The following is a 17457-nucleotide window of genomic DNA, read 5'->3' as shown; positions in this document are numbered from 1 at the left end:
GATGGAAACCCGTGCCCATCATGTGATGATCGGCCTGTTCAGTGTGCTGGTGGTCGTGGCCGCGTTGCTGTTCGGCCTGTGGCTGGCCAAGTCCAGTGTCGACACCGCGTTCAAGGACTATGAAGTGGTGTTCAACGAGGCGGTCAGCGGCCTGTCCAAGGGCAGCCCGGTGCAATACAGCGGGATCAAGGTCGGCGACGTGCTGCAACTGAGCCTCGACCCGAAAGACCCGCGCCGGGTGCTGGCACGCATCCGCCTGGCCGGCGACACGCCGATCAAGGAGGATACCCGCGCCAAGCTGGCCCTGACCGGCATCACCGGCACCTCGCTGATCCAGCTCAGCGACGGCACGCCGCAGAGTCCCGAGCTCAAGGGCAAGGATGGCAACCTGCCGCAGATCATCGCCTCGCCGTCGCCGATCTCACGCCTGCTCAACGACAGCAACGACCTGATGAGCGGGATCAACCTGCTGCTGCACAATGCCAACGAAATGTTCTCGCAGAAAAACGTCGCCCAGGTCAGCCAGACCCTGGACAACCTCCAGCAAGCCACCGGGGCGATTGCCGGCCAGCGCGACGATATCCGCCAGACCCTGAAACAGATGACCCTGGTCAGCAAGCAGGTCAGCGCGACCCTGGAACAGACCACCGCGCTGATGCACAACGCCAACGGCCTGCTCGACAACCAGGGCAAGCAGGCCCTTGGCAGCGCCGAACGGGCCATGCAATCCCTGGAGCAGAGCACCGCGACCATCAACACGCTGCTAAGCAAAAACCAGGACTCGGTCAACAGTGGATTACAGGGCTTGAATGAACTGGCCCCGGCGATCCGTGAACTGCGTGACACCCTCAGTTCCCTGCGCGCGATCTCCAAGCGCCTGGATGCCAACCCCAGCGGCTACTTGCTGGGCCGTGACAAGAACAAGGAATTCACCCCATGAGGCATGCCCCTCGTGTATTGAGCCAGCTTACCCTGGTTGTCGGCCTGGCCTTGAGCGGCGCCTGTTCGATCCTGCCCCAGGCGGACCCGGCGGATGTCTATCGCCTGCCGACGGCACAGAACAGTGTTCCGGCGCCCAACAGCCAGCCGGTCAACTGGTCGTTGCGCATTGCCAAGCCGATTGCCAGTGACGCCTTGAACAGCCCGAATATCGCCGTGGTGCCCCAGGGTGACCTGATCAGCCACTACAAGGCCTCACGCTGGAGCGATCCGGCACCGGTGTTGCTGCGCAACCGGATTCTCGACGCCTTCCAGCGCGACGGCCGGGTGCGTCTGCTGAGCACCGACGACAGCAACCTGCAGGCGGATTTCGAGCTGGGCGGCGAGTTGCAGGCCTTCCAGACCGAGTATCGGGGTCAGGGAGCCGAGGTGGTGATCCGCTTCGATGCGCGGCTGGTCCGTGGGATTGACCAGCGGATCCTCGCCAGCCGGCGCTTTGAAGTGCGCCAGCCGATCAATGACAAGCAGGTGCCCGGCGTGGTGGCCGGCTTCGGCCAGGCCGGCGACAAGCTGATGGCGCAGATGATCGGTTGGGCGGTGCAGCAAGGCGAGGATTCAGCCAAACGCTGATCAGCCGAAGAACCAATAGCACACCCCGATCGCCGCCAGCACCCCGGCCAGTTCCGCCAGCAAGGCGCAGCCCACCGCGTGTCGCGCCCGCTGGATATTCACCGCGCCGAAATACACCGCCAGCACATAGAAGGTGGTTTCGGTGCTGCCCTGGATCGTCGCCGCCACCAGCGCCGGGAAGCTGTCCACGCCCTGGGTCTTCATGGTCTCGATCAACATCGCCCGCGCCGCACTGCCGGAGAACGGCTTGACCATCGCTGTCGGCAACGCATCGACAAAGCGCGTATCCCAACCGGCCCACTGCACCAGGTGACGAATGCCGTCGAGGCCGAAGTCCAGCGCCCCGGAAGCCCGCAGCACACCAATCGCGCAGAGCATCGCCACCAGGTACGGCAACAGATTCCTGGCGACATCAAAGCCCTCTTTTGCCCCTTCGACAAAAGCCTCGTAGACCTTCACCTTGCGTAACGCGCCAATGACCAGGAACAGCATGATCAGGCCGAACAGCGTCAGGTTGCCGAGGATCGACGACAGGCTGGCCAACGCCGTGGCCGACAGCCCGGCCAGCACTGCCATGAAGCCGCCGAGCAGCAAAGCGCCGGGAATCAGGTAGGCCAGCACTACCGGGTCCCACAACCGCAGGCGCTGCATCACCGCCACCGAGAGCAGGCCGACCAGGCTTGAGGCGCAGGTGGCCAGCAGGATCGGCAGGAACACCAGGGTCGGGTCCGCCGCGCCTTGCTGGGCGCGGTACATGAAGATGGTCACCGGCAGCAGGGTCAGGGACGAGGCATTGAGCACCAGGAACAGGATCTGCGCGTTGCTCGCCACGGTCTGGCTCGGGTTGAGCTCCTGCAGGGAACGCATGGCCTTGAGGCCGATGGGCGTGGCGGCGTTGTCCAGGCCCAGGGCGTTGGCCGCAAAGTTGAGGGTGATCAGGCCGATGGCCGGATGGCCGCGCGGCACGTCCGGCATCAGGCGGCTGAACAGCGGCCCCAGGGCCTTGGCCAGCCAGTCGACGATCCCGGCCTTTTCGGCGATGCGCAGAAAGCCGAGCCAGAGGGTCAGGGTGCCGAACAGCAGGACCATGACATCCACCGAGAGCTTGGCCATGGCGAAGATGCTTTCCACCATCGCGGCGAAGATCGCGGGGTTGCCACCCACCAGCCATTGCGCCAGCGCCGAGACGGTCGCCACTACGAAAAAGCCAAGCCACAGGCCATTGAGCATCGGGAAAACTCCTTGAAGATGCGGCGAATGATAGCGGTCGGGCCAGAAACAACAAACCCCGGAAAGTCCGGGGTCTATCGATCAGCTTTGGCAGTACGCGGACCTGTAGGAGCAGAGCTTGCTCGCGAAGGGGCCAGCGAGAGCACTAGAGGCTTCGCCAGCAAGCGCCATTCAATCAGCCCTTGGAAGCCTCGCCCGCCGGCAGCGGCGCCTTGCTGCGCCAGTGCGGCAGGGAGTTCCAGTAGCGCTCGCCCTTGGCATCGTCGTACATGCCTTCCCAACGGGAAATCACCAGCACCGCCAGGGCATTGCCGATCACGTTCAGCGCGGTCCGCGCCATGTCCATGACCCGGTCGACACCGGCGATAAAGGCCAGGCCTTCCAGCGGAATACCGACGCTGCCCAGGGTCGCCAGCAACACCACGAAGGACACGCCCGGTACCCCGGCAATGCCCTTGGAGGTGACCATCAGGGTCAGCACCAGCAGCAATTGCTGGCTGATGGACAGGTCGATGCCATAAAGCTGGGCAATGAAGATCGCCGCGATGCTCTGGTACAGGGTCGAGCCGTCGAGGTTGAAGGAGTAACCGGTCGGCACCACAAAACTGCAAATGGCTTTCGGCGCGCCGTAGGCTTCCATCTTCTGGATCACCCGTGGCAACACGGTTTCGGAACTGGCGGTGGAGTAGGCCAGTACCAGTTCGTCCTTGAAGATGCGCATCAGCTTGATCACCGAGAAGCCGAACAAACGGGCCACCAGGCCGAGCACGGCAAAGGCGAAGAACAGGATGGCGGCGTAGACCAGCAGCACCAGCTTGGCCAGCGGCAGCAGGGAGGCGAAGCCGAAGCTGGCGACGGTCACCGCGATCAGGGCAAACACACCGATCGGCGCGTAGTTCATGATCATGTGGGTGACCTTGAACATGCTTTCCGAGACGCCCTGGAACATCTTCACCAGCGGGTCGCGCAACTCGGCCTGCAGGCTCGACAGGCCGAGGCCGAAGAGCACCGAGAAGAAGATGATCGGCAGCATTTCGCCGCGGGCCATGGCGGCAAAGATGTTCGAAGGAATCAGGTTGAGGATGGTTTCGATAAACGCATGCTCATGCTGCACTTCGGCGGCAGTGGCCTTGTACTTGGAGATGTCCACGGTGCCCAGGGTGCTCATGTCGATGCCCGAGCCCGGGTGGAACACGTTGGCCAGCAGCAGGCCGACCACAATGGCGATGGTGGTGACGATCTCGAAGTAGACGATGGTCTTGAGGCCGATGCGCCCCAGCTTCTTGGCATCGCCGACACCGGCAATGCCGACCACCAGCGAGGAAATGACAATCGGGATAACGATCATCTTGATCAGGCGGATAAAGATATCGCCTGCCGGTTGCAGGACGTTGCCGATCCACCAGGCCTTCTCGGCACTGAAATGGTTGAGCAGCGCGCCGACTGCAATCCCCAGTACCAGACCGATAAGGATCTGCCAGGCGAGGCTGAGCTTTGCCTTCTTCATGTCGTTACCCTTGCTTCAAGTGGAGTCGGACAGAAGCCCCTCACCGTTGCACTGATGCAGGTCAGGTGATGGCAACTGTCCCCCATGGAAGGTCATCGCCCACCGGCCTGATGGCTTTTTGGCAGGCGAAAAAAGGCGCAACTATTCCCATGCAAGGGGGGGACGTCTAATGCCGTAAACGCCTACCCCATGCCGAATCGGCATGACCTTTGTTCAGCAATACGACCGTTTTGTCCCCCATCAACAGGACATTTCAGCCGAAAAAAGTGCCGTAGACCGGCCATTTCAAAGCATTTTTTCCTCTACGGCACGGGAATGAAGCGAGGCCAAATAAGTAGAAAACTCCTACAAATTCAATCGTAAACGAGGGGTAATCAGAGGGGTGTTTCTAGACGTACGGTCACATCGGAAAAATGCACCCGCGGAAAAGGCCACTTAATGTCAGAACGACATAGGGTCAAAGCGGCAAACGCGGTCATGCAAAGACAGGAGCGGCCGCCCGTCAGCAGGGCGGCTGTGGCCTCATGGTCAGCCTCGACCACGGCGTCCGAACAGGAAGGAAACCACGAACATCACCAGGAATACGACAAAGAGGATCTTGGCGATACCCGTGGCTGTACCGGCGATGCCACCAAAGCCCAATACCGCGGCGACAATGGCAATGATCAGGAATGTGACTGCCCAGCTCAACATGGTGATTCTCCTCGACTTACAAGTGTTTGGATGCAGCCTTTACTGCTCCGGGTACTGCCCCGGGCTATCATCCGACAGCCCGGTTCTTGCCTAGAACACCCAGCGCTGCTGCAACGGCTCGTCAGGCACCTGGGCTTGATCGACCGACGTCAGGCGGTAGGCGGCGGGGTCGCTGATACTGGTAGCGGTCGCGCTGAAATGGGTTTGTTGCAGGGCATGCCCGGGCAGGCGCTGGACCTGGACACTGGCCTGGTTCCAGCGTTGGAACTGCTGGCCGGCAATCAGCGTGACCAGCAACGCCAACACGGCAAACAATCCTTGCTGCAAGTGCAGTGGCGAGAGATGGAGATGGGCGGCACGTGGGCGATTCATCCTGAAACTCCTCCGACTCAATGATGGGTGTTGCGGGGTCGGCAGAGATGAACCAGACCGACCACCGCGAATGTTCTTGAGAGGAACATTGCAGTCTGCATGCCAGCTTTTTTATTGAAAAAATATCAATAAAATCAATAAGTTATAAAATACACAAGATTGATCGACCAGCATCCTGCACGATGCCCGCCATACGGTCGTGCGTATTGCACGATGAATCCGTAGGAAATAGCCCTACCAAAAGAATAAATAGTAAGAAAATCAGTAGGAATTAGCTGAGAGCCCAACTGTCGGAAGCAAAGAGCCTAAAAAATTCCCCAAATCAGCGGGTTAGCAATCAGGGGCGCAGACCGTTACCCTGCTTGTCATAAGGTCAATCAGAAACAGCTCTCTAACGTGCCGGATATTTCCGGTAGAGACTGAAAACTTTTACTAAAGGAGCATGGGAGATGGAGTCCGCCACGGAACATCAAGGCCGTATTCTGCTGGTGGATGACGAGTCCGCCATCCTTCGCACCTTTCGCTATTGCCTGGAAGACGAGGGCTACAGCGTCGCCACGGCGAACAGCGCGGCCCAGGCCGAGGCCTTGCTGCAGCGCCAGGTTTTCGACCTGTGCTTCCTCGACCTGCGCCTTGGCGAAGACAACGGCCTCGATGTCCTGGCCCAGATGCGCATCCAGGCGCCCTGGATGCGCGTGGTGATAGTCACCGCCCACTCAGCCGTGGACACCGCGGTCGACGCCATCCAGGCCGGTGCCGCCGATTACCTGGTCAAGCCGTGCAGCCCGGACCAACTGCGCCTGGCCACGGCCAAACAGCTGGAAGTGCGGCAACTGTCGGCGCGCCTCGAGGCCCTGGAAGGCGAAGTGCGCAAGCCCAAGGACGGCCTCGACTCCCACAGCCCATCGATGATGGCGGTGCTGGAAACCGCGCGGCAGGTGGCCGGCACCGACGCGAACATCCTGATCCTCGGCGAGTCCGGGACCGGCAAGGGCGAACTGGCCCGGGCCATCCATGGCTGGAGCAAACGCGCGAAGAAATCCTGCGTGACCATCAACTGCCCGTCGCTGACCGCCGAGCTGATGGAAAGCGAGCTGTTCGGCCACAGCCGCGGGGCCTTCACCGGCGCCAGCGAAAGCACCCTGGGCCGGGTCAACCAGGCCGACGGCGGGACGCTGTTTCTCGACGAGATCGGCGATTTCCCCCTGACCCTGCAGCCCAAGCTGCTGCGCTTTATCCAGGACAAGGAATACGAACGGGTCGGCGATCCGGTGACACGACGGGCCGATGTGCGGATTCTCGCCGCGACCAACCTCAACCTCGAAGACATGGTCCGCGACGGGCGTTTTCGCGAGGACCTGCTCTATCGCCTGAACGTCATCACCCTGCACCTGCCGCCCCTGCGCGAGCGCAGTGAAGACATCCTGATGCTCGCCGATCGTTTCCTCGCCCGCTTCGTCAAGGAATACGCGCGACCAGCCCGCGGCTTCGGCGATGAGGCCCGCGAAGCCCTGCTCAACTACCGCTGGCCGGGCAATATCCGTGAGCTGCGCAACGTGGTCGAACGCGCCAGCATCATCTGTCCCCAGGAGCGCGTGGAGATCAGCCACCTGGGCATGGCCGAGCAACCGGCCAACAGCGCACCGCGCATCGGCGCCGCGCTGAGCCTGGACGAACTGGAGAAAGCCCATATCGGCGCGGTACTGGCCAACAGCGATACCCTTGACCAGGCCGCCAAGACACTGGGCATCGACGCCTCGACGCTGTACCGCAAACGCAAACAGTACAACCTGTGAGTAGCCCACCATGAAGCTCACGATGAAGCTGCGCACCCGGCTCTTCCTGAGTATTTCGGCACTGATCACCGTCGCCTTGCTGGGCCTGATGCTCGGCCTGGTCAGCGTGATGCAGATGGCCAAGACCCAGGAGTCGCTGGTCAGCGACAACTTCATCACCCTCGACCTGGGCCTCAAGCTGCGCCAGAGCCTGGGCGACCAGTTGCTTCTGATGCTCGGTGACAAGCCGGACCAGGCCGCGCTCGAGGCCTCGCGCGAACACTATCTGCAACTGCTCCACGAAGGCATCGAGCATGAGCAGAGCAACGACGTGCGCAGCGGCTTCGCCCAGGCCCGTATCGACTACGAACGGTTCTACCAGGCCTTCGCCCGTTCACGGGACGGCAGTGGCAGCATCGAGGAGCTCACCAACACTTTCAATATCCTGCGCAACGGCCTGATCGCCGAGCACAAGCAGGCGCTGGACAACATCAGCGCCACGGAAAACGATGCCCGCGAGCGGGCACTGCTGGTGGCCGGGCTGCTGGGGTTTGTCGGCCTGGCGGTGCTGATCATCGGCTTCATCACCGCCCACGGCATCGCCCGCCGTTTCGGTGCACCGATCGAGGCCCTGGCCGAGGCGGCGGACCATATCGGCCAGGGCAACTTCGACGTCACCCTGCCGATTTCCCCCGCGGTCGAGATGAACCTGCTGACCCGACGTTTCGGCCTTATGGCCGAGGCCCTGCGCCAGCATCAGGCAACCAACATCGACGAATTGCTCGCCGGCCAGCAACGCTTGCAGGCCGTGCTCGACAGCATCGACGACGGGCTGCTGATGATTGACCGTGAAGGCCGCCTGGAGCACCTCAACCCGGTGGCACAACGCCAGTTGGGCTGGGACGGCGATCGCCTCGGCCAAGGCCTTGGCGAGGCGCTGCAGCGGCCCGAACTGGACGAACAACTGCAATTGATCCTGCGCGGTGCCAGCCTGGAACGGGCACCGGAAGACCTCGAGGTCGAGGTCGAAGGGGAGTCCCGCCTGCTGACCTACAGCCTGACCCCGGTCAGTCATACCCAAGGCCATATTCTCGGCGCGGTGATGGTGCTCCACGACGTCACCGAACAGCGGGCCTTCGAGCGGGTGCGCAGCGAGTTCGTCCTGCGCGCCTCCCACGAACTGCGCACGCCGGTCACCGGCATGCACATGGCCTTCGGCCTGTTGCAGGAGCGCGTGCATTTCGACAGCGAATCGCGGGAAGCGGACCTGCTGAACACGGTCAACGAAGAAATGCAGCGGCTGATGCAATTGATCAACGACCTGCTGAATTTCTCCCGTTACCAGAACGGCCTGCAGAAACTGACCCTGCTGCCCTGCGATATCGAGACACTGCTCGAGGCCTGTCGCCTGCGCTTTGCCGAACAGGCCCTGAGCCAGGGCATCGACCTGCAGGTCGAGCTGCAGCCGCCCTTGCCGCGCCTGCCGGCCGATCAACCGCAACTGGAGCGCGTCCTCGACAACCTGCTGGACAACGCCCTGCGCCATACCGCCCGGGGCGGGCAGATTCGCTTGCAGGCCCGGCGCCATGGCGAGCGGGTCATCATCAGCGTCGAGGACAACGGCGAGGGTATTGCCTACGGGCAACAGGGACGCATCTTCGAACCTTTCGTCCAGGTCGGCCGCAAGAAAGGCGGCGCCGGCCTGGGCCTGGCCCTGTGCAAGGAGATCGTGCAACTGCACAGCGGGCGGATGGGCGTGTATTCACGGCCGGGGCAGGGCACGCAGTTCTATATGGCGCTGCCGCTCTAGCGGCCCCGCGACCTAGGCCTCGTCGTCTATTCGTCGCGAAGCCAGGCGTCGGCCGCGAGTGATCAATTCGACGAACTGCACCGCCGTCAGCGCCTGGGCAAACAACCAACCCTGACCGTAATTGACCCCTTCGCTGCTGAGCAGCAGGGCCTGGTGCTCGTACTCGATGCCCTCGGCGATCACCCGCAAGTGCAGCGCATGGGCCATGCGGATGATATGCGGCGCCACGCCACTGCTGGCGGCGTCATGGCCCAGGGCGTCGATAAAGGCCTTGTCGATCTTCAGGCAATCCACCGGCAGCGTTTGCAGATAGGCCAGACTGCAATAGCCGGTGCCGAAGTCGTCGATCAACACCTGGTGGCCGACATCCCGCAGGGCCTGCAAATTGTCCCGTGCCACCACCACGTCGATCAGACCACGCTCGGTGACTTCGAAGGCAATCTGCCGGGCACTGACCCGATGCCTGCGCAACAGGTCGGCAATCACCTCGCCGATACGCGGCACCATCACATCGCAAGCCGCCAGGTTCACCGAGATGTACAGCTGCGGATTGGCCCGCAGCAGGTGACCCAGCTGGTCCAGCAGCCGTTGCAGGACAAAATCGGTGATCTGGCGGATCTGCCCGGTATTTTCCGCCAGGGGAATGAACAGGTCGGGACTGGTCAGCGTGCCGTCCGGCCGGCGCCAGCGGATCAGGGCTTCGGCGCCCACGCACCGACGGCTGCCGAGGTCGAAGATCGGTTGATACAAGACCTGGAACTCGCCGCGCCGCAGCGCGCCTTGCAGTTCGCCGTTGAGCGATTGGCGCTGGCGGGCCAACTGCAAGGTCAGGCCGCCGATGCAGAAGGCAATCACCAGGCTCACCGAGAGCAGCCACCACCACAGCGGGTCGATGACCAGCGGCATGGCCGCGCGCGGCGCGACCATCACCAGCTGGTATTCCGGGGTGCGGGTGGGCATGCGGTAGATCAATTCATTTGGCGTGATCAGCAACGGGTCCTGGCCCTTCACCGGCCAGCCGGGGGGTGGCCAGTCCTGCTCCGGCCCGAGCACCGGAATCGCCCGCCGGCCACGGTCGACCACCACCAGCAGGCTGGCCCTCGGCGGCAGTTCCACCACATCGCTCAAATGGCCACGGGAAGTGGATACCCGGAAGTGACCGCGCCCCAACATCAGGGCGGCCAGGTTGTCATTGGGCTGGGCCGAGGTATTGAGCCAATAGCTGTAGGTCGGCCCGCGGATATCCGGCATCCCCAAGGTCACCTGGGCATCCTGGTTCGGCCAGTTGGAACAGGACCGGGTGGCGTCGACATAGAAGGCTTCGTAGATAAAGCGATAGTTGAAGCTCAGTTGCTGCAGGGTGCCGATCATGGCCGGGCTACAGTCCCGCAGGGGCTGGGCCTCCAATTGATCGAGCCCCTCGCGCAGTTGCCCGAAAAGCTGCTCCAGCCGCTCCAGGAAACGTTGCCCCTGGGCATTCATCTGTTCGCTTTCGTGCTGCCTGGCCTGGTGCATCACCACCCCCAGGCTGCCGGCCAATAACAGGGCGACACTGAACAGAGCCGCCAGCAATGCCAGCAACCAGGGACGATGGAACCAGGAGCGCAACGTCTGGCGAACCGGCATCAGCGAATATCCGAAGACTTACCAATGAGTTATAGCAACAGATTGGCGAATCGGCGCTGACCGTCCGGCGCTGACGTTATTTTGACTGGTTGAGCACCTGGAGGATCGCCGCACTTTGCGCATCCGGCAGGCCGTCGAAACGAGCCGGGCGGAAGTGCATCTGGAACGCCGCCAGGACATGACGCGTGGCAACATCCAGCTCGCCGGTCTGCGGCGTGGCATAGCCCAGGCGCATGAGCTGCTGCTGGAACCAGGTGATGCTCGGCAGTTGCGCGGTGTAGACGGTCTGCTGCCGGGCGACCGCCTGCTCGTCAGGCCATACGCCGAGGCCTTCCGCGGCCAGGCGCTTCCAGGGCAGCAACGGGCCCGGGTCCTGTTTGCGCAACGGCGCGATATCGCTATGGCCGATCACATTGCGTGGTTCGATGTGATTGCGTTTGACGATGTCCTTGAGCAGCACGATCAATGCCTGGATCTGCGCTTCGCTGTAGGGGTACCAGACGCGGCCGGTGGGTGTATCGCGGAAACCCGGATTGACGACTTCAATGCCAATGGAGCTGGAGTTCAGCCAGGTGCGTCCCAGCCACTCGCTTTCCCCGGCGTGCCAGGCGCGCTGGCTCTCATCCACCAGCTTGAAGACCGTGGCGCGGGGGTCGTCGCCGATCAGGTAATGGCTGCTGACCTGGCCATGGGTCAGCAACCGCAGTGAGTTCTCCATGTTTGCCGAGGTGTAGTGCAGGATCACGAACTGCACGCGATTGTCGTAGTTGACCGAAGGGTGGCTGGTGTCCATTCGCGGAGCGCTGGCGCAGCCCGCCAGCAGCAGGATCGAAAGAAGGAGAGGGAACAGTTTCATGGCAGCGGCAACAAATGAAGACAGTAATTTGACAGCATAACGTACTGGCAGGCACAGCAGCGCCAAATACACTGTTACCTGATGCAACCTGGAATACCCTCCTGACCCTGCCCCCACAACTTCGGGCAACGCGGTCACTTGTGGGAGCCGGCTTGCTGGCGATGAGGCCCGCAAGCCTTGTATTGGCCGTGCGCCATCGCCAGCAAGCCGGCCCCTACAACTCAGCCTTGTTCGATGCGGTTACGCCCGGCATTCTTGGCCCGGTAAAGCGCCTCATCGGCCCTTTTCAGCGCATGGTCGCTGCGCTCGCCGGTCTTGAACGCCGACAGCCCGACCGACACGGTGATGGTCACGCGCTCGCCCTTGAAGTGGAACGGACAGGCCTCGATGGCCGCGCGCAGGCTCTCGGTCAATTTGAGCCCCGCGGTGACCGAGGTATCGGGCACCAGCAGGACAAACTCCTCGCCGCCGAAACGGGCAATGAAGTCACCGGGACGCAGGCGCTTGCGCAACTCGCCGGCAATGATCTTCAGCACCTTGTCACCGGCCAGGTGGCCATAGTTGTCGTTGATCCGCTTGAAGTGATCGAGATCGAGCATGGCGATCAGCAGGGTGTTGCCATGCTGCTGCCACTGCGCCATTTCCTGCTCCAGGCGCTCGCTCCAGGCCGCACGATTGGGCAGGCCGGTCAGCGGGTCGACCAGGGCTTTCTGGCGTTGCTCCTCAAGGTGGTCACGATAACCCTGGGCCTCCTGCTCCATATGCGCCACGCGTTCGGCCAGGCTTTGCAGGCGCACGGCAACCTCCTGCTCGCGGATGGCCCGCTGTTGCTGGTGCTGGTCCATGGTGCCCAACAAACCTTCGAGGCGGTTTTCCAGGACATGCTTGAGGCTTTCCAGGTCCGCGGCATCCTGCACGCTGCTTTGCAGGCTATCGACATGCTCGCGCAACTGGCTGTGCAGCTCGTTCGCCGCCGTACGCCCTTCGGCATGCCCGGCACTGGCCGCCTGCAAGTTGCTCTGGAACGACTCCAGGCGTTCGTTGAGTTGCTTGAGGTAGATCTGGAAATCGTGTTGACCGCTGTCGTTGATCGCCAGCATCAACACCGCCAGATCATCGAGGATCGGCAGCAATTCGTACCAGTTCAACCCATGTTCGAGGCGGTGGCGCATGGCTTCGGCATGGGCCTGGTGACGTTCGGGCAGGGTCAGGTCATCGAGCAGGCCCAACAACGTCGACTCGATATGTTCGGCCACCGAGCTGTAGGACGGTTCCGGGGATTCGGGCAAGGCGAACAGCACATCCGGCTCGGGGTACTCCGGGTCGACGGCCGCCAGCGCTTCAGCCATCACCGGGGGCAGCGGCAGGCTGTCGATAAACACCGTAGGCGCGGGATGCGGCGCAGGGGCTGGCGCTTCAGCCGGGGCGGCCGCCTTGACGGCAGGCGTGGGCACCATGTTGGGCTCGACAGCCAGAATCGGCGGTTGCCCGGCCGAGCTCGCCATAGCCACGGATGGCACTTCGGGCACCGCCTCGGCGACAGCGGCAGACGGCTCCGGTTGCACCACCTGCGGCACATAGGCCACCGCATCGACGGGCTTGGCCGCGGGCACCAGCTCGGGCTCAGTAGCGGACGGCGATGCCGGCACAGGCACTTCGAGCTCGGCTGGCGCTGCGGCCTCAACTGGGGCAACAGGGGCCGGGGCGGGCGCCGCTGCCGGCTCGACGGCAGGGGCCGCTACGGGTACAGGTGGTGTGGGTGCGGGTGCATGAACAGCCTCCGGCACTTGAAGCTCGGGGTCACGCGCCACGGGTTCGACCGCGCGGGTCGGAACCTGTTCGGCCCCGGCGGGCTCGGCCGGCGACTGACCCGGGGCGGTTTCTGGCGGACTCTCCTTGCCACCGAACAACCGTTGCAACAGGCCGGGACGCCCTGGCTCGGCCGGCTGCTCAAGCTGCGTCAGTGCCTTGCCTTGCAAACCACTGAGCTCGCTGAGCAGCAACGGGATTTCCCGCGCCTGGCCGGCACGGCCCTCAAGCTGCTTGGCGAAGTTCTTCAGCGGCCGCCGGACTTCACGGGTCAGCGGCAAGGATTGCAGCTGGGTCACCAGCGAGGTCAACGCGGTGCTCACCTGCTCGGCGCGGGTCTCGCGACGCTGTTCGGAGTCGAGCACGGCTTTTTCCAAGCGAGGCAGCAGCGCCGCCAGGCCCGCGTCCATATCGTCACTGCGGATGATATCGCGCATTTCCTTCATGCACTGGTCGACCGCGCGGTCGGTCCCTTCCGCCGCCAGGGTGCTGCGCACCAGCCCACGGCGAAGCAGGTCCAGACGGGCGTCCCAACGACGCTCGAGCTTTTCCTGTTGTTCGATGCTTTTAAGGTATTTCTCTTTCCAGCGTTCGACTTCTTCGCTGCTCATGCCGGCGTCCGCGAGATTTAGCTACTCAAGGCCGGCAACGTATCAGAACCGATGGAGCCTGGCAGGCGAATTTCGACGGCCACCGGCAAATGATCGGAAATAGGTTGGGCCAGCACCTCGACTCGCTCCAGCGTCAGGCTGGGGCTAAGCAGAATGTGGTCCAGGCAACGTTGTGGACGCCAACTGGGAAACGTGGCTTCCACCTGCGGTGCGAGCAAACCGAGGTCGCGTAAAGGCGAGTGTAGCAGCAGGTCGCTGGCCTGGGTGTTCATGTCGCCCATGAGCACCAGGTGCCGAAAACCGCCGATCAGCTCGCGGATATAGGCCAGTTGCCGGGTACGCGCCCGCGCCCCCAGGGCCAGGTGCATCATCACCACCACCAAGGCTTCCGAGCCCTCGCCAAAGCGCACGAGAATGGCTCCGCGCCCGGCCGGCCCCGGCAAGGGATGATCCTCGATCGCCGAGGGCCGCAAACGGCTCAGCACGCCATTGCTGTGCTGGCCCAGGCGCCCGAGGTTGCGATTGAGTTGCTGGTACCAGTAGGGAAAGGCCCCGAGCTGGGCCAGGTGCTCGACCTGATTGATATAGCCTGAACGCAGGCTGCCACCGTCGGCCTCCTGGAGGGCCACCAGGTCGAAATCGGCGAGCAGGCCGCCGATCTTCTGCAGGTTGTCCGCCCGCCCGGTATGGGGCAGCAGGTGTTGCCAACCACGGGTCAGGTAATGTCGATAACGCTGGGTGCTGATGCCCACCTGGATATTGAAACTGAGCAGGCGCAGGCGGTTGTCCGCCGGCAGGCCGGTGCTCTCCAGGTGACGCTCGTTGACCTTGGGCTCATGCAGGCCAACGAGACGCTCCGTCCCCCAGCGCCCGATCACGGCGGCGGCCTTACTTGGCCGCCGTCATGGCGGCCCGCTCCTTGGCGATCAGCTGGTCGGCGACATTCAGTGCGGCTTCTGGACCACCAGCAGTGCCGAGGTCGAAGCGGTACTTGCCGTTGACGATCATGGTCGGTACGCCACTGACTTCATACTTCTTGGCCAGATCACGATACTGGGCCATCTTGCCCTTCACGGCGAAAGAGTTGAAGGTTTCCAGGAACTTGGTCTTGTCTACGCCTTGGGTGGCGACAAAGTCAGCCATGTCGTCAGGCTTGACCAGTTGCTTGTGTTCCTTCTGGATGGCATTGAACACCGCGGCGTGGACCTTATGCTCGACACCCATGGTGTCCAGGGTCACGAAGAGCTGGCCGTGGGCATCCCAGGGGCCTCCGAACAACGCCGGAATACGCACGAAATTCACATCGCTGGGCAGCTTCTCGACCCAAGGGTTGATGGTCGGCTCAAAAGCGTAGCAATGCGGGCAGCCGTACCAGAACAACTCGACCACTTCGATTTTGCCCGGCTCGGCAACCGGTACAGGGTTGCTCAGTTCCACGTAGGTCTTGCCGGCCTCAAGTGGCACATCGGCGGCCTGGGCCGTCATGCCGAACAGGCTGGCGGTGACGAGTGCGGCGCTGAGAATCAGATTACGCATGCTTTGCTCCTGGACATGGAAAGTGGCCCCAGACGCGACCTGTAACTCAGACAGACCGGTGCGGGCTCTAGTTCGATAATTAGTGTAACGGCAGCGGCCACAAAAAAGGGCGGCCAAGGCCACCCTTTTATCGTTGCAGCAGCGGATTAATCGATCATTAACGTTGCCAAAGATGACAATCCCCCGCGAACCTGACCGTCAGAGCCTCAGTGCAGGCCCTGTACGTAGTTGGAAACGGCTTCGATATCCTTGTTGCTCATCTTCGCGGCGATGCTGCGCATGATCATGGTATCGCCGTCGTTGCTGCGGTTGCCTTCGCGGAAGTCGGTCAACTGCTTGGCGATGTATTGCGCATGCTGGCCGCCCAGGTGCGGGAAACCGGCGGCGGCGTTGCCCGCGCCATTGGGCGAGTGGCAACCGATGCAGGAGGGCATGCCCTGGTCCAGCTTGCCGCCGCGGAACAGCTCTTCGCCGCGGGCCACGACCTTGGGATCGGCGGCGCCGACGCTGCCTTGCTGGCTGGAAAAGTAGGCGGCGATATCGGACAGGTCCTGATCGCTCAGGTTGGTCAGCAGGCCGGTCATTTCCAGCACCGTGCGCTTGCCCGACTTGATATCCTGCATCTGCTTGGTCAGGTAGCGCTCGCCCTGGCCGGCGAGTTTCGGAAAGTTGGGGGCCATGCTGTTGCCGTCGGGCCCATGGCAGGCTCCGCAGACAGCGGCCTTGGCCTGACCGGCCTTGGCATCGCCGGCGGCCTGGGCCAGGCCTGTGATCCCCAGGGTCAACAGCAGACTCACGATCAGTTTGTTCATCAGCTAATCCAACTACGGCTAAGGGTTAAGAGTTATGGACCGGGCTTACTCGCTCATCCACTGGATGATGCTTCGGTAATCCTCGGTACTGCAGTCCATGCACAAACCACGCGGCGGCATCGCCTTGAAACCCTGGGTCACGTGTTGCACCAGCGTCTCCATACCTTGCGCCAATCTTGGCTTCCAGGCCGCCTGGTCACCCTTTTGAGGGGCCATCGGCAGCTGTCCGGCATGGCAGGCACCACAAACACGGTTGTACACGGCTTCCGGATCCTGTGTAGCCTGCGCGCTGTAAAGCGGCATCAAGAGCCCGGCGGCCAGCAGCCATTGGGTCATCAATGACCTTCTCAGGGTTGGGAACGTACCGCGTTCTACTGCGCGGTCTAGGTCTATCGCCCCCGTGGGCCTTATCCTATGCAGGGACAAAGCACACACAAAATCTGCGGCATTATATACTGGCGCTACTGAAACGGAAATGACACTGCTGCCGCGTCCATCCCCGGCACCGCCCATATCGGAAATCCCATGCAACTCAAGAACCCCATTCTCGGCCTGTGCCAACAGTCCACCTTCATGCTCAGCGCCGCCAAAGTCGACCAGTGCCCGGACGACGAAGGTTTTGAAGTGGCCTTTGCCGGCCGTTCCAACGCCGGCAAATCCAGCGCCCTCAACACCCTGACCCATGCGAGCCTGGCGCGCACCTCGAAAACCCCGGGTCGCACACAGCTATTGAACTTCTTCAAGCTAGACGATGATCGGCGTCTGGTCGACCTGCCGGGCTACGGATATGCAAAAGTTCCTATTCCGCTGAAGCTGCACTGGCAGCGTCACCTGGAAGCCTACCTGGGTGGCCGGGAGAGTTTGAAGGGTCTGATCCTGATGATGGACATCCGCCATCCGATGACCGACTTCGACCTGTTGATGCTCGATTGGGCGGTGGCCAGCGGCATGCCGATGCACATCCTGCTGACCAAGGCCGACAAGCTGACCTACGGCGCGGCGAAGAACACCTTGCTCAAGGTCCAGGCGGAAATCCGCAAGGGCTGGGGTGACGCCATCAGTATCCAGCTGTTCTCGGCGCCCAAGCGCCAGGGCCTGGAAGAGGCCTACACTGTATTGGCGGACTGGATGGAACTGGCGGACAAGGGCGCAGAAGCGGCGGCGGAATAAGGCTCGCTTTTGAGGCCCGACAGACGGACACCAAACTGGCTGTGGTGCGCTCAGGCAAGGCAAAAGCGCGGCGTGAAAGGC

The 17457-nt window shown here is 62.6% G+C and carries 16 protein-coding genes; 5 read left to right on the top strand and 11 right to left on the bottom strand.

Features of this window, described 5'->3' with window-relative positions; translation table 11 throughout:
• The first annotated feature begins 1 nt into the window (after position 1).
• Positions 2 to 940, top strand: coding sequence for an MlaD family protein (locus tag M5C56_RS08170; protein WP_103496286.1), 939 nt, complete (start codon positions 2 to 4; stop codon positions 938 to 940).
• Positions 937 to 1569: an ABC-type transport auxiliary lipoprotein family protein gene (locus M5C56_RS08165; RefSeq protein ID WP_103496285.1), complete on the top strand. Its 633-nt coding sequence runs from the start codon at positions 937 to 939 to the stop codon at positions 1567 to 1569. Before M5C56_RS08170 ends, M5C56_RS08165 begins: the two co-directional genes overlap by 4 nt.
• Here M5C56_RS08165 and M5C56_RS08160 read toward each other — a convergent pair whose 3' ends face one another.
• The 4 genes from M5C56_RS08160 to M5C56_RS08145 all read right to left on the bottom strand — a co-directional run bounded on the left by M5C56_RS08160 (position 1570) and on the right by M5C56_RS08145 (position 5371).
• On the bottom strand, positions 1570 to 2799 hold the full coding sequence (locus tag M5C56_RS08160) for a spore maturation protein (protein WP_152736521.1): 1230 nt from the start codon (positions 2797 to 2799) through the stop codon (positions 1570 to 1572). It lies immediately after the preceding gene.
• Positions 2800 to 2974: 175 nt separating this feature from the next.
• Positions 2975 to 4306, bottom strand: a complete 1332-nt coding sequence (gene gltP / locus M5C56_RS08155; protein WP_103496283.1) for a glutamate/aspartate:proton symporter GltP — start codon at positions 4304 to 4306, stop codon at positions 2975 to 2977.
• A 528-nt stretch (positions 4307 to 4834) separates the two neighbouring features.
• Positions 4835 to 4999: a DUF1328 domain-containing protein gene (locus tag M5C56_RS08150; RefSeq protein ID WP_100940022.1), complete on the bottom strand. Its 165-nt coding sequence runs from the start codon at positions 4997 to 4999 to the stop codon at positions 4835 to 4837.
• A gap of 90 nt (positions 5000 to 5089) precedes the next feature.
• Positions 5090 to 5371: a hypothetical protein gene (locus tag M5C56_RS08145; protein WP_103496282.1), complete on the bottom strand. Its 282-nt coding sequence runs from the start codon at positions 5369 to 5371 to the stop codon at positions 5090 to 5092.
• Between the two features lie 449 nt (positions 5372 to 5820).
• Between M5C56_RS08145 and algB the strand changes: the two genes are divergently transcribed.
• Both algB and M5C56_RS08135 read left to right on the top strand, forming a co-directional pair.
• Positions 5821 to 7167, top strand: a complete 1347-nt coding sequence (algB, locus tag M5C56_RS08140; RefSeq protein ID WP_103496281.1) for a sigma-54-dependent response regulator transcription factor AlgB — start codon at positions 5821 to 5823, stop codon at positions 7165 to 7167.
• Between the two features lie 10 nt (positions 7168 to 7177).
• Entirely contained in the window at positions 7178 to 8956 is a 1779-nt protein-coding gene (locus M5C56_RS08135; RefSeq protein WP_103496280.1) for an ATP-binding protein, read from the top strand.
• Between the two features lie 12 nt (positions 8957 to 8968).
• Here the strand turns inward: M5C56_RS08135 and M5C56_RS08130 are convergent, their stop codons facing one another.
• From M5C56_RS08130 to M5C56_RS08100, 7 genes are all read right to left on the bottom strand, one after another.
• Positions 8969 to 10582, bottom strand: coding sequence for an EAL domain-containing protein (locus tag M5C56_RS08130; protein ID WP_103496279.1), 1614 nt, complete (start codon positions 10580 to 10582; stop codon positions 8969 to 8971).
• A 76-nt stretch (positions 10583 to 10658) separates the two neighbouring features.
• Positions 10659 to 11438 carry an N-acetylmuramoyl-L-alanine amidase gene (locus M5C56_RS08125; protein WP_103496308.1) on the bottom strand — a complete coding sequence of 260 codons (780 nt, stop codon included), beginning with the start codon at positions 11436 to 11438 and terminating at the stop codon, positions 10659 to 10661.
• Positions 11439 to 11659: 221 nt separating this feature from the next.
• On the bottom strand, positions 11660 to 13858 hold the full coding sequence (locus tag M5C56_RS08120; RefSeq protein WP_103496278.1) for a GGDEF domain-containing protein: 2199 nt from the start codon (positions 13856 to 13858) through the stop codon (positions 11660 to 11662).
• A gap of 17 nt (positions 13859 to 13875) precedes the next feature.
• Positions 13876 to 14736, bottom strand: a complete 861-nt coding sequence (locus M5C56_RS08115) for an endonuclease/exonuclease/phosphatase family protein (protein WP_177103892.1) — start codon at positions 14734 to 14736, stop codon at positions 13876 to 13878.
• Between the two features lie 10 nt (positions 14737 to 14746).
• The gene (locus M5C56_RS08110) at positions 14747 to 15394 is read right to left on the bottom strand and encodes a thiol:disulfide interchange protein DsbA/DsbL (protein ID WP_103496277.1); all 648 of its coding nucleotides are present in this window, start codon (positions 15392 to 15394) and stop codon (positions 14747 to 14749) included.
• A gap of 206 nt (positions 15395 to 15600) precedes the next feature.
• Positions 15601 to 16206: a c-type cytochrome gene (locus M5C56_RS08105; protein ID WP_103496276.1), complete on the bottom strand. Its 606-nt coding sequence runs from the start codon at positions 16204 to 16206 to the stop codon at positions 15601 to 15603.
• A gap of 45 nt (positions 16207 to 16251) precedes the next feature.
• The gene (locus M5C56_RS08100) at positions 16252 to 16542 is read right to left on the bottom strand and encodes a c-type cytochrome (RefSeq protein WP_103496275.1); all 291 of its coding nucleotides are present in this window, start codon (positions 16540 to 16542) and stop codon (positions 16252 to 16254) included.
• A gap of 189 nt (positions 16543 to 16731) precedes the next feature.
• Between M5C56_RS08100 and yihA the strand changes: the two genes are divergently transcribed.
• Positions 16732 to 17376: a ribosome biogenesis GTP-binding protein YihA/YsxC gene (gene yihA / locus M5C56_RS08095; protein WP_103496274.1), complete on the top strand. Its 645-nt coding sequence runs from the start codon at positions 16732 to 16734 to the stop codon at positions 17374 to 17376.
• Positions 17377 to 17457 lie beyond the last annotated feature (81 nt).

The sequence above is a fragment of the Pseudomonas sp. MWU13-2862 genome, from assembly GCF_023242495.1.
Taxonomy (GTDB): Bacteria; Pseudomonadota; Gammaproteobacteria; order Pseudomonadales; family Pseudomonadaceae; genus Aquipseudomonas; species Aquipseudomonas gingeri_D.
This window is presented reverse-complemented; position numbering and strand designations above follow the sequence as displayed.

What these genes read in the sequence shown, in the direction of transcription:
- M5C56_RS08130 (WP_103496279.1), bottom strand. Translation starts at nt 10,582, where the DNA reads ATGCCGGTTCGCCAGACGTTGCGCTCCTGGTTCCATCGTCCCTGGTTG.
- M5C56_RS08145 (WP_103496282.1), bottom strand. Translation starts at nt 5,371, where the DNA reads ATGAATCGCCCACGTGCCGCCCATCTCCATCTCTCGCCACTGCACTTG.
- M5C56_RS08110 (WP_103496277.1), bottom strand. Translation starts at nt 15,394, where the DNA reads ATGCGTAATCTGATTCTCAGCGCCGCACTCGTCACCGCCAGCCTGTTC.
- M5C56_RS08160 (WP_152736521.1), bottom strand. Translation starts at nt 2,799, where the DNA reads ATGCTCAATGGCCTGTGGCTTGGCTTTTTCGTAGTGGCGACCGTCTCG.
- gltP (WP_103496283.1), bottom strand. Translation starts at nt 4,306, where the DNA reads ATGAAGAAGGCAAAGCTCAGCCTCGCCTGGCAGATCCTTATCGGTCTG.
- M5C56_RS08170 (WP_103496286.1), top strand. Translation starts at nt 2, where the DNA reads ATGGAAACCCGTGCCCATCATGTGATGATCGGCCTGTTCAGTGTGCTG.
- yihA (WP_103496274.1), top strand. Translation starts at nt 16,732, where the DNA reads ATGCAACTCAAGAACCCCATTCTCGGCCTGTGCCAACAGTCCACCTTC.
- M5C56_RS08125 (WP_103496308.1), bottom strand. Translation starts at nt 11,438, where the DNA reads ATGAAACTGTTCCCTCTCCTTCTTTCGATCCTGCTGCTGGCGGGCTGC.
- M5C56_RS08135 (WP_103496280.1), top strand. Translation starts at nt 7,178, where the DNA reads ATGAAGCTCACGATGAAGCTGCGCACCCGGCTCTTCCTGAGTATTTCG.
- M5C56_RS08150 (WP_100940022.1), bottom strand. Translation starts at nt 4,999, where the DNA reads ATGTTGAGCTGGGCAGTCACATTCCTGATCATTGCCATTGTCGCCGCG.
- M5C56_RS08165 (WP_103496285.1), top strand. Translation starts at nt 937, where the DNA reads ATGAGGCATGCCCCTCGTGTATTGAGCCAGCTTACCCTGGTTGTCGGC.
- algB (WP_103496281.1), top strand. Translation starts at nt 5,821, where the DNA reads ATGGAGTCCGCCACGGAACATCAAGGCCGTATTCTGCTGGTGGATGAC.
- M5C56_RS08100 (WP_103496275.1), bottom strand. Translation starts at nt 16,542, where the DNA reads ATGACCCAATGGCTGCTGGCCGCCGGGCTCTTGATGCCGCTTTACAGC.
- M5C56_RS08105 (WP_103496276.1), bottom strand. Translation starts at nt 16,206, where the DNA reads ATGAACAAACTGATCGTGAGTCTGCTGTTGACCCTGGGGATCACAGGC.
- M5C56_RS08120 (WP_103496278.1), bottom strand. Translation starts at nt 13,858, where the DNA reads ATGAGCAGCGAAGAAGTCGAACGCTGGAAAGAGAAATACCTTAAAAGC.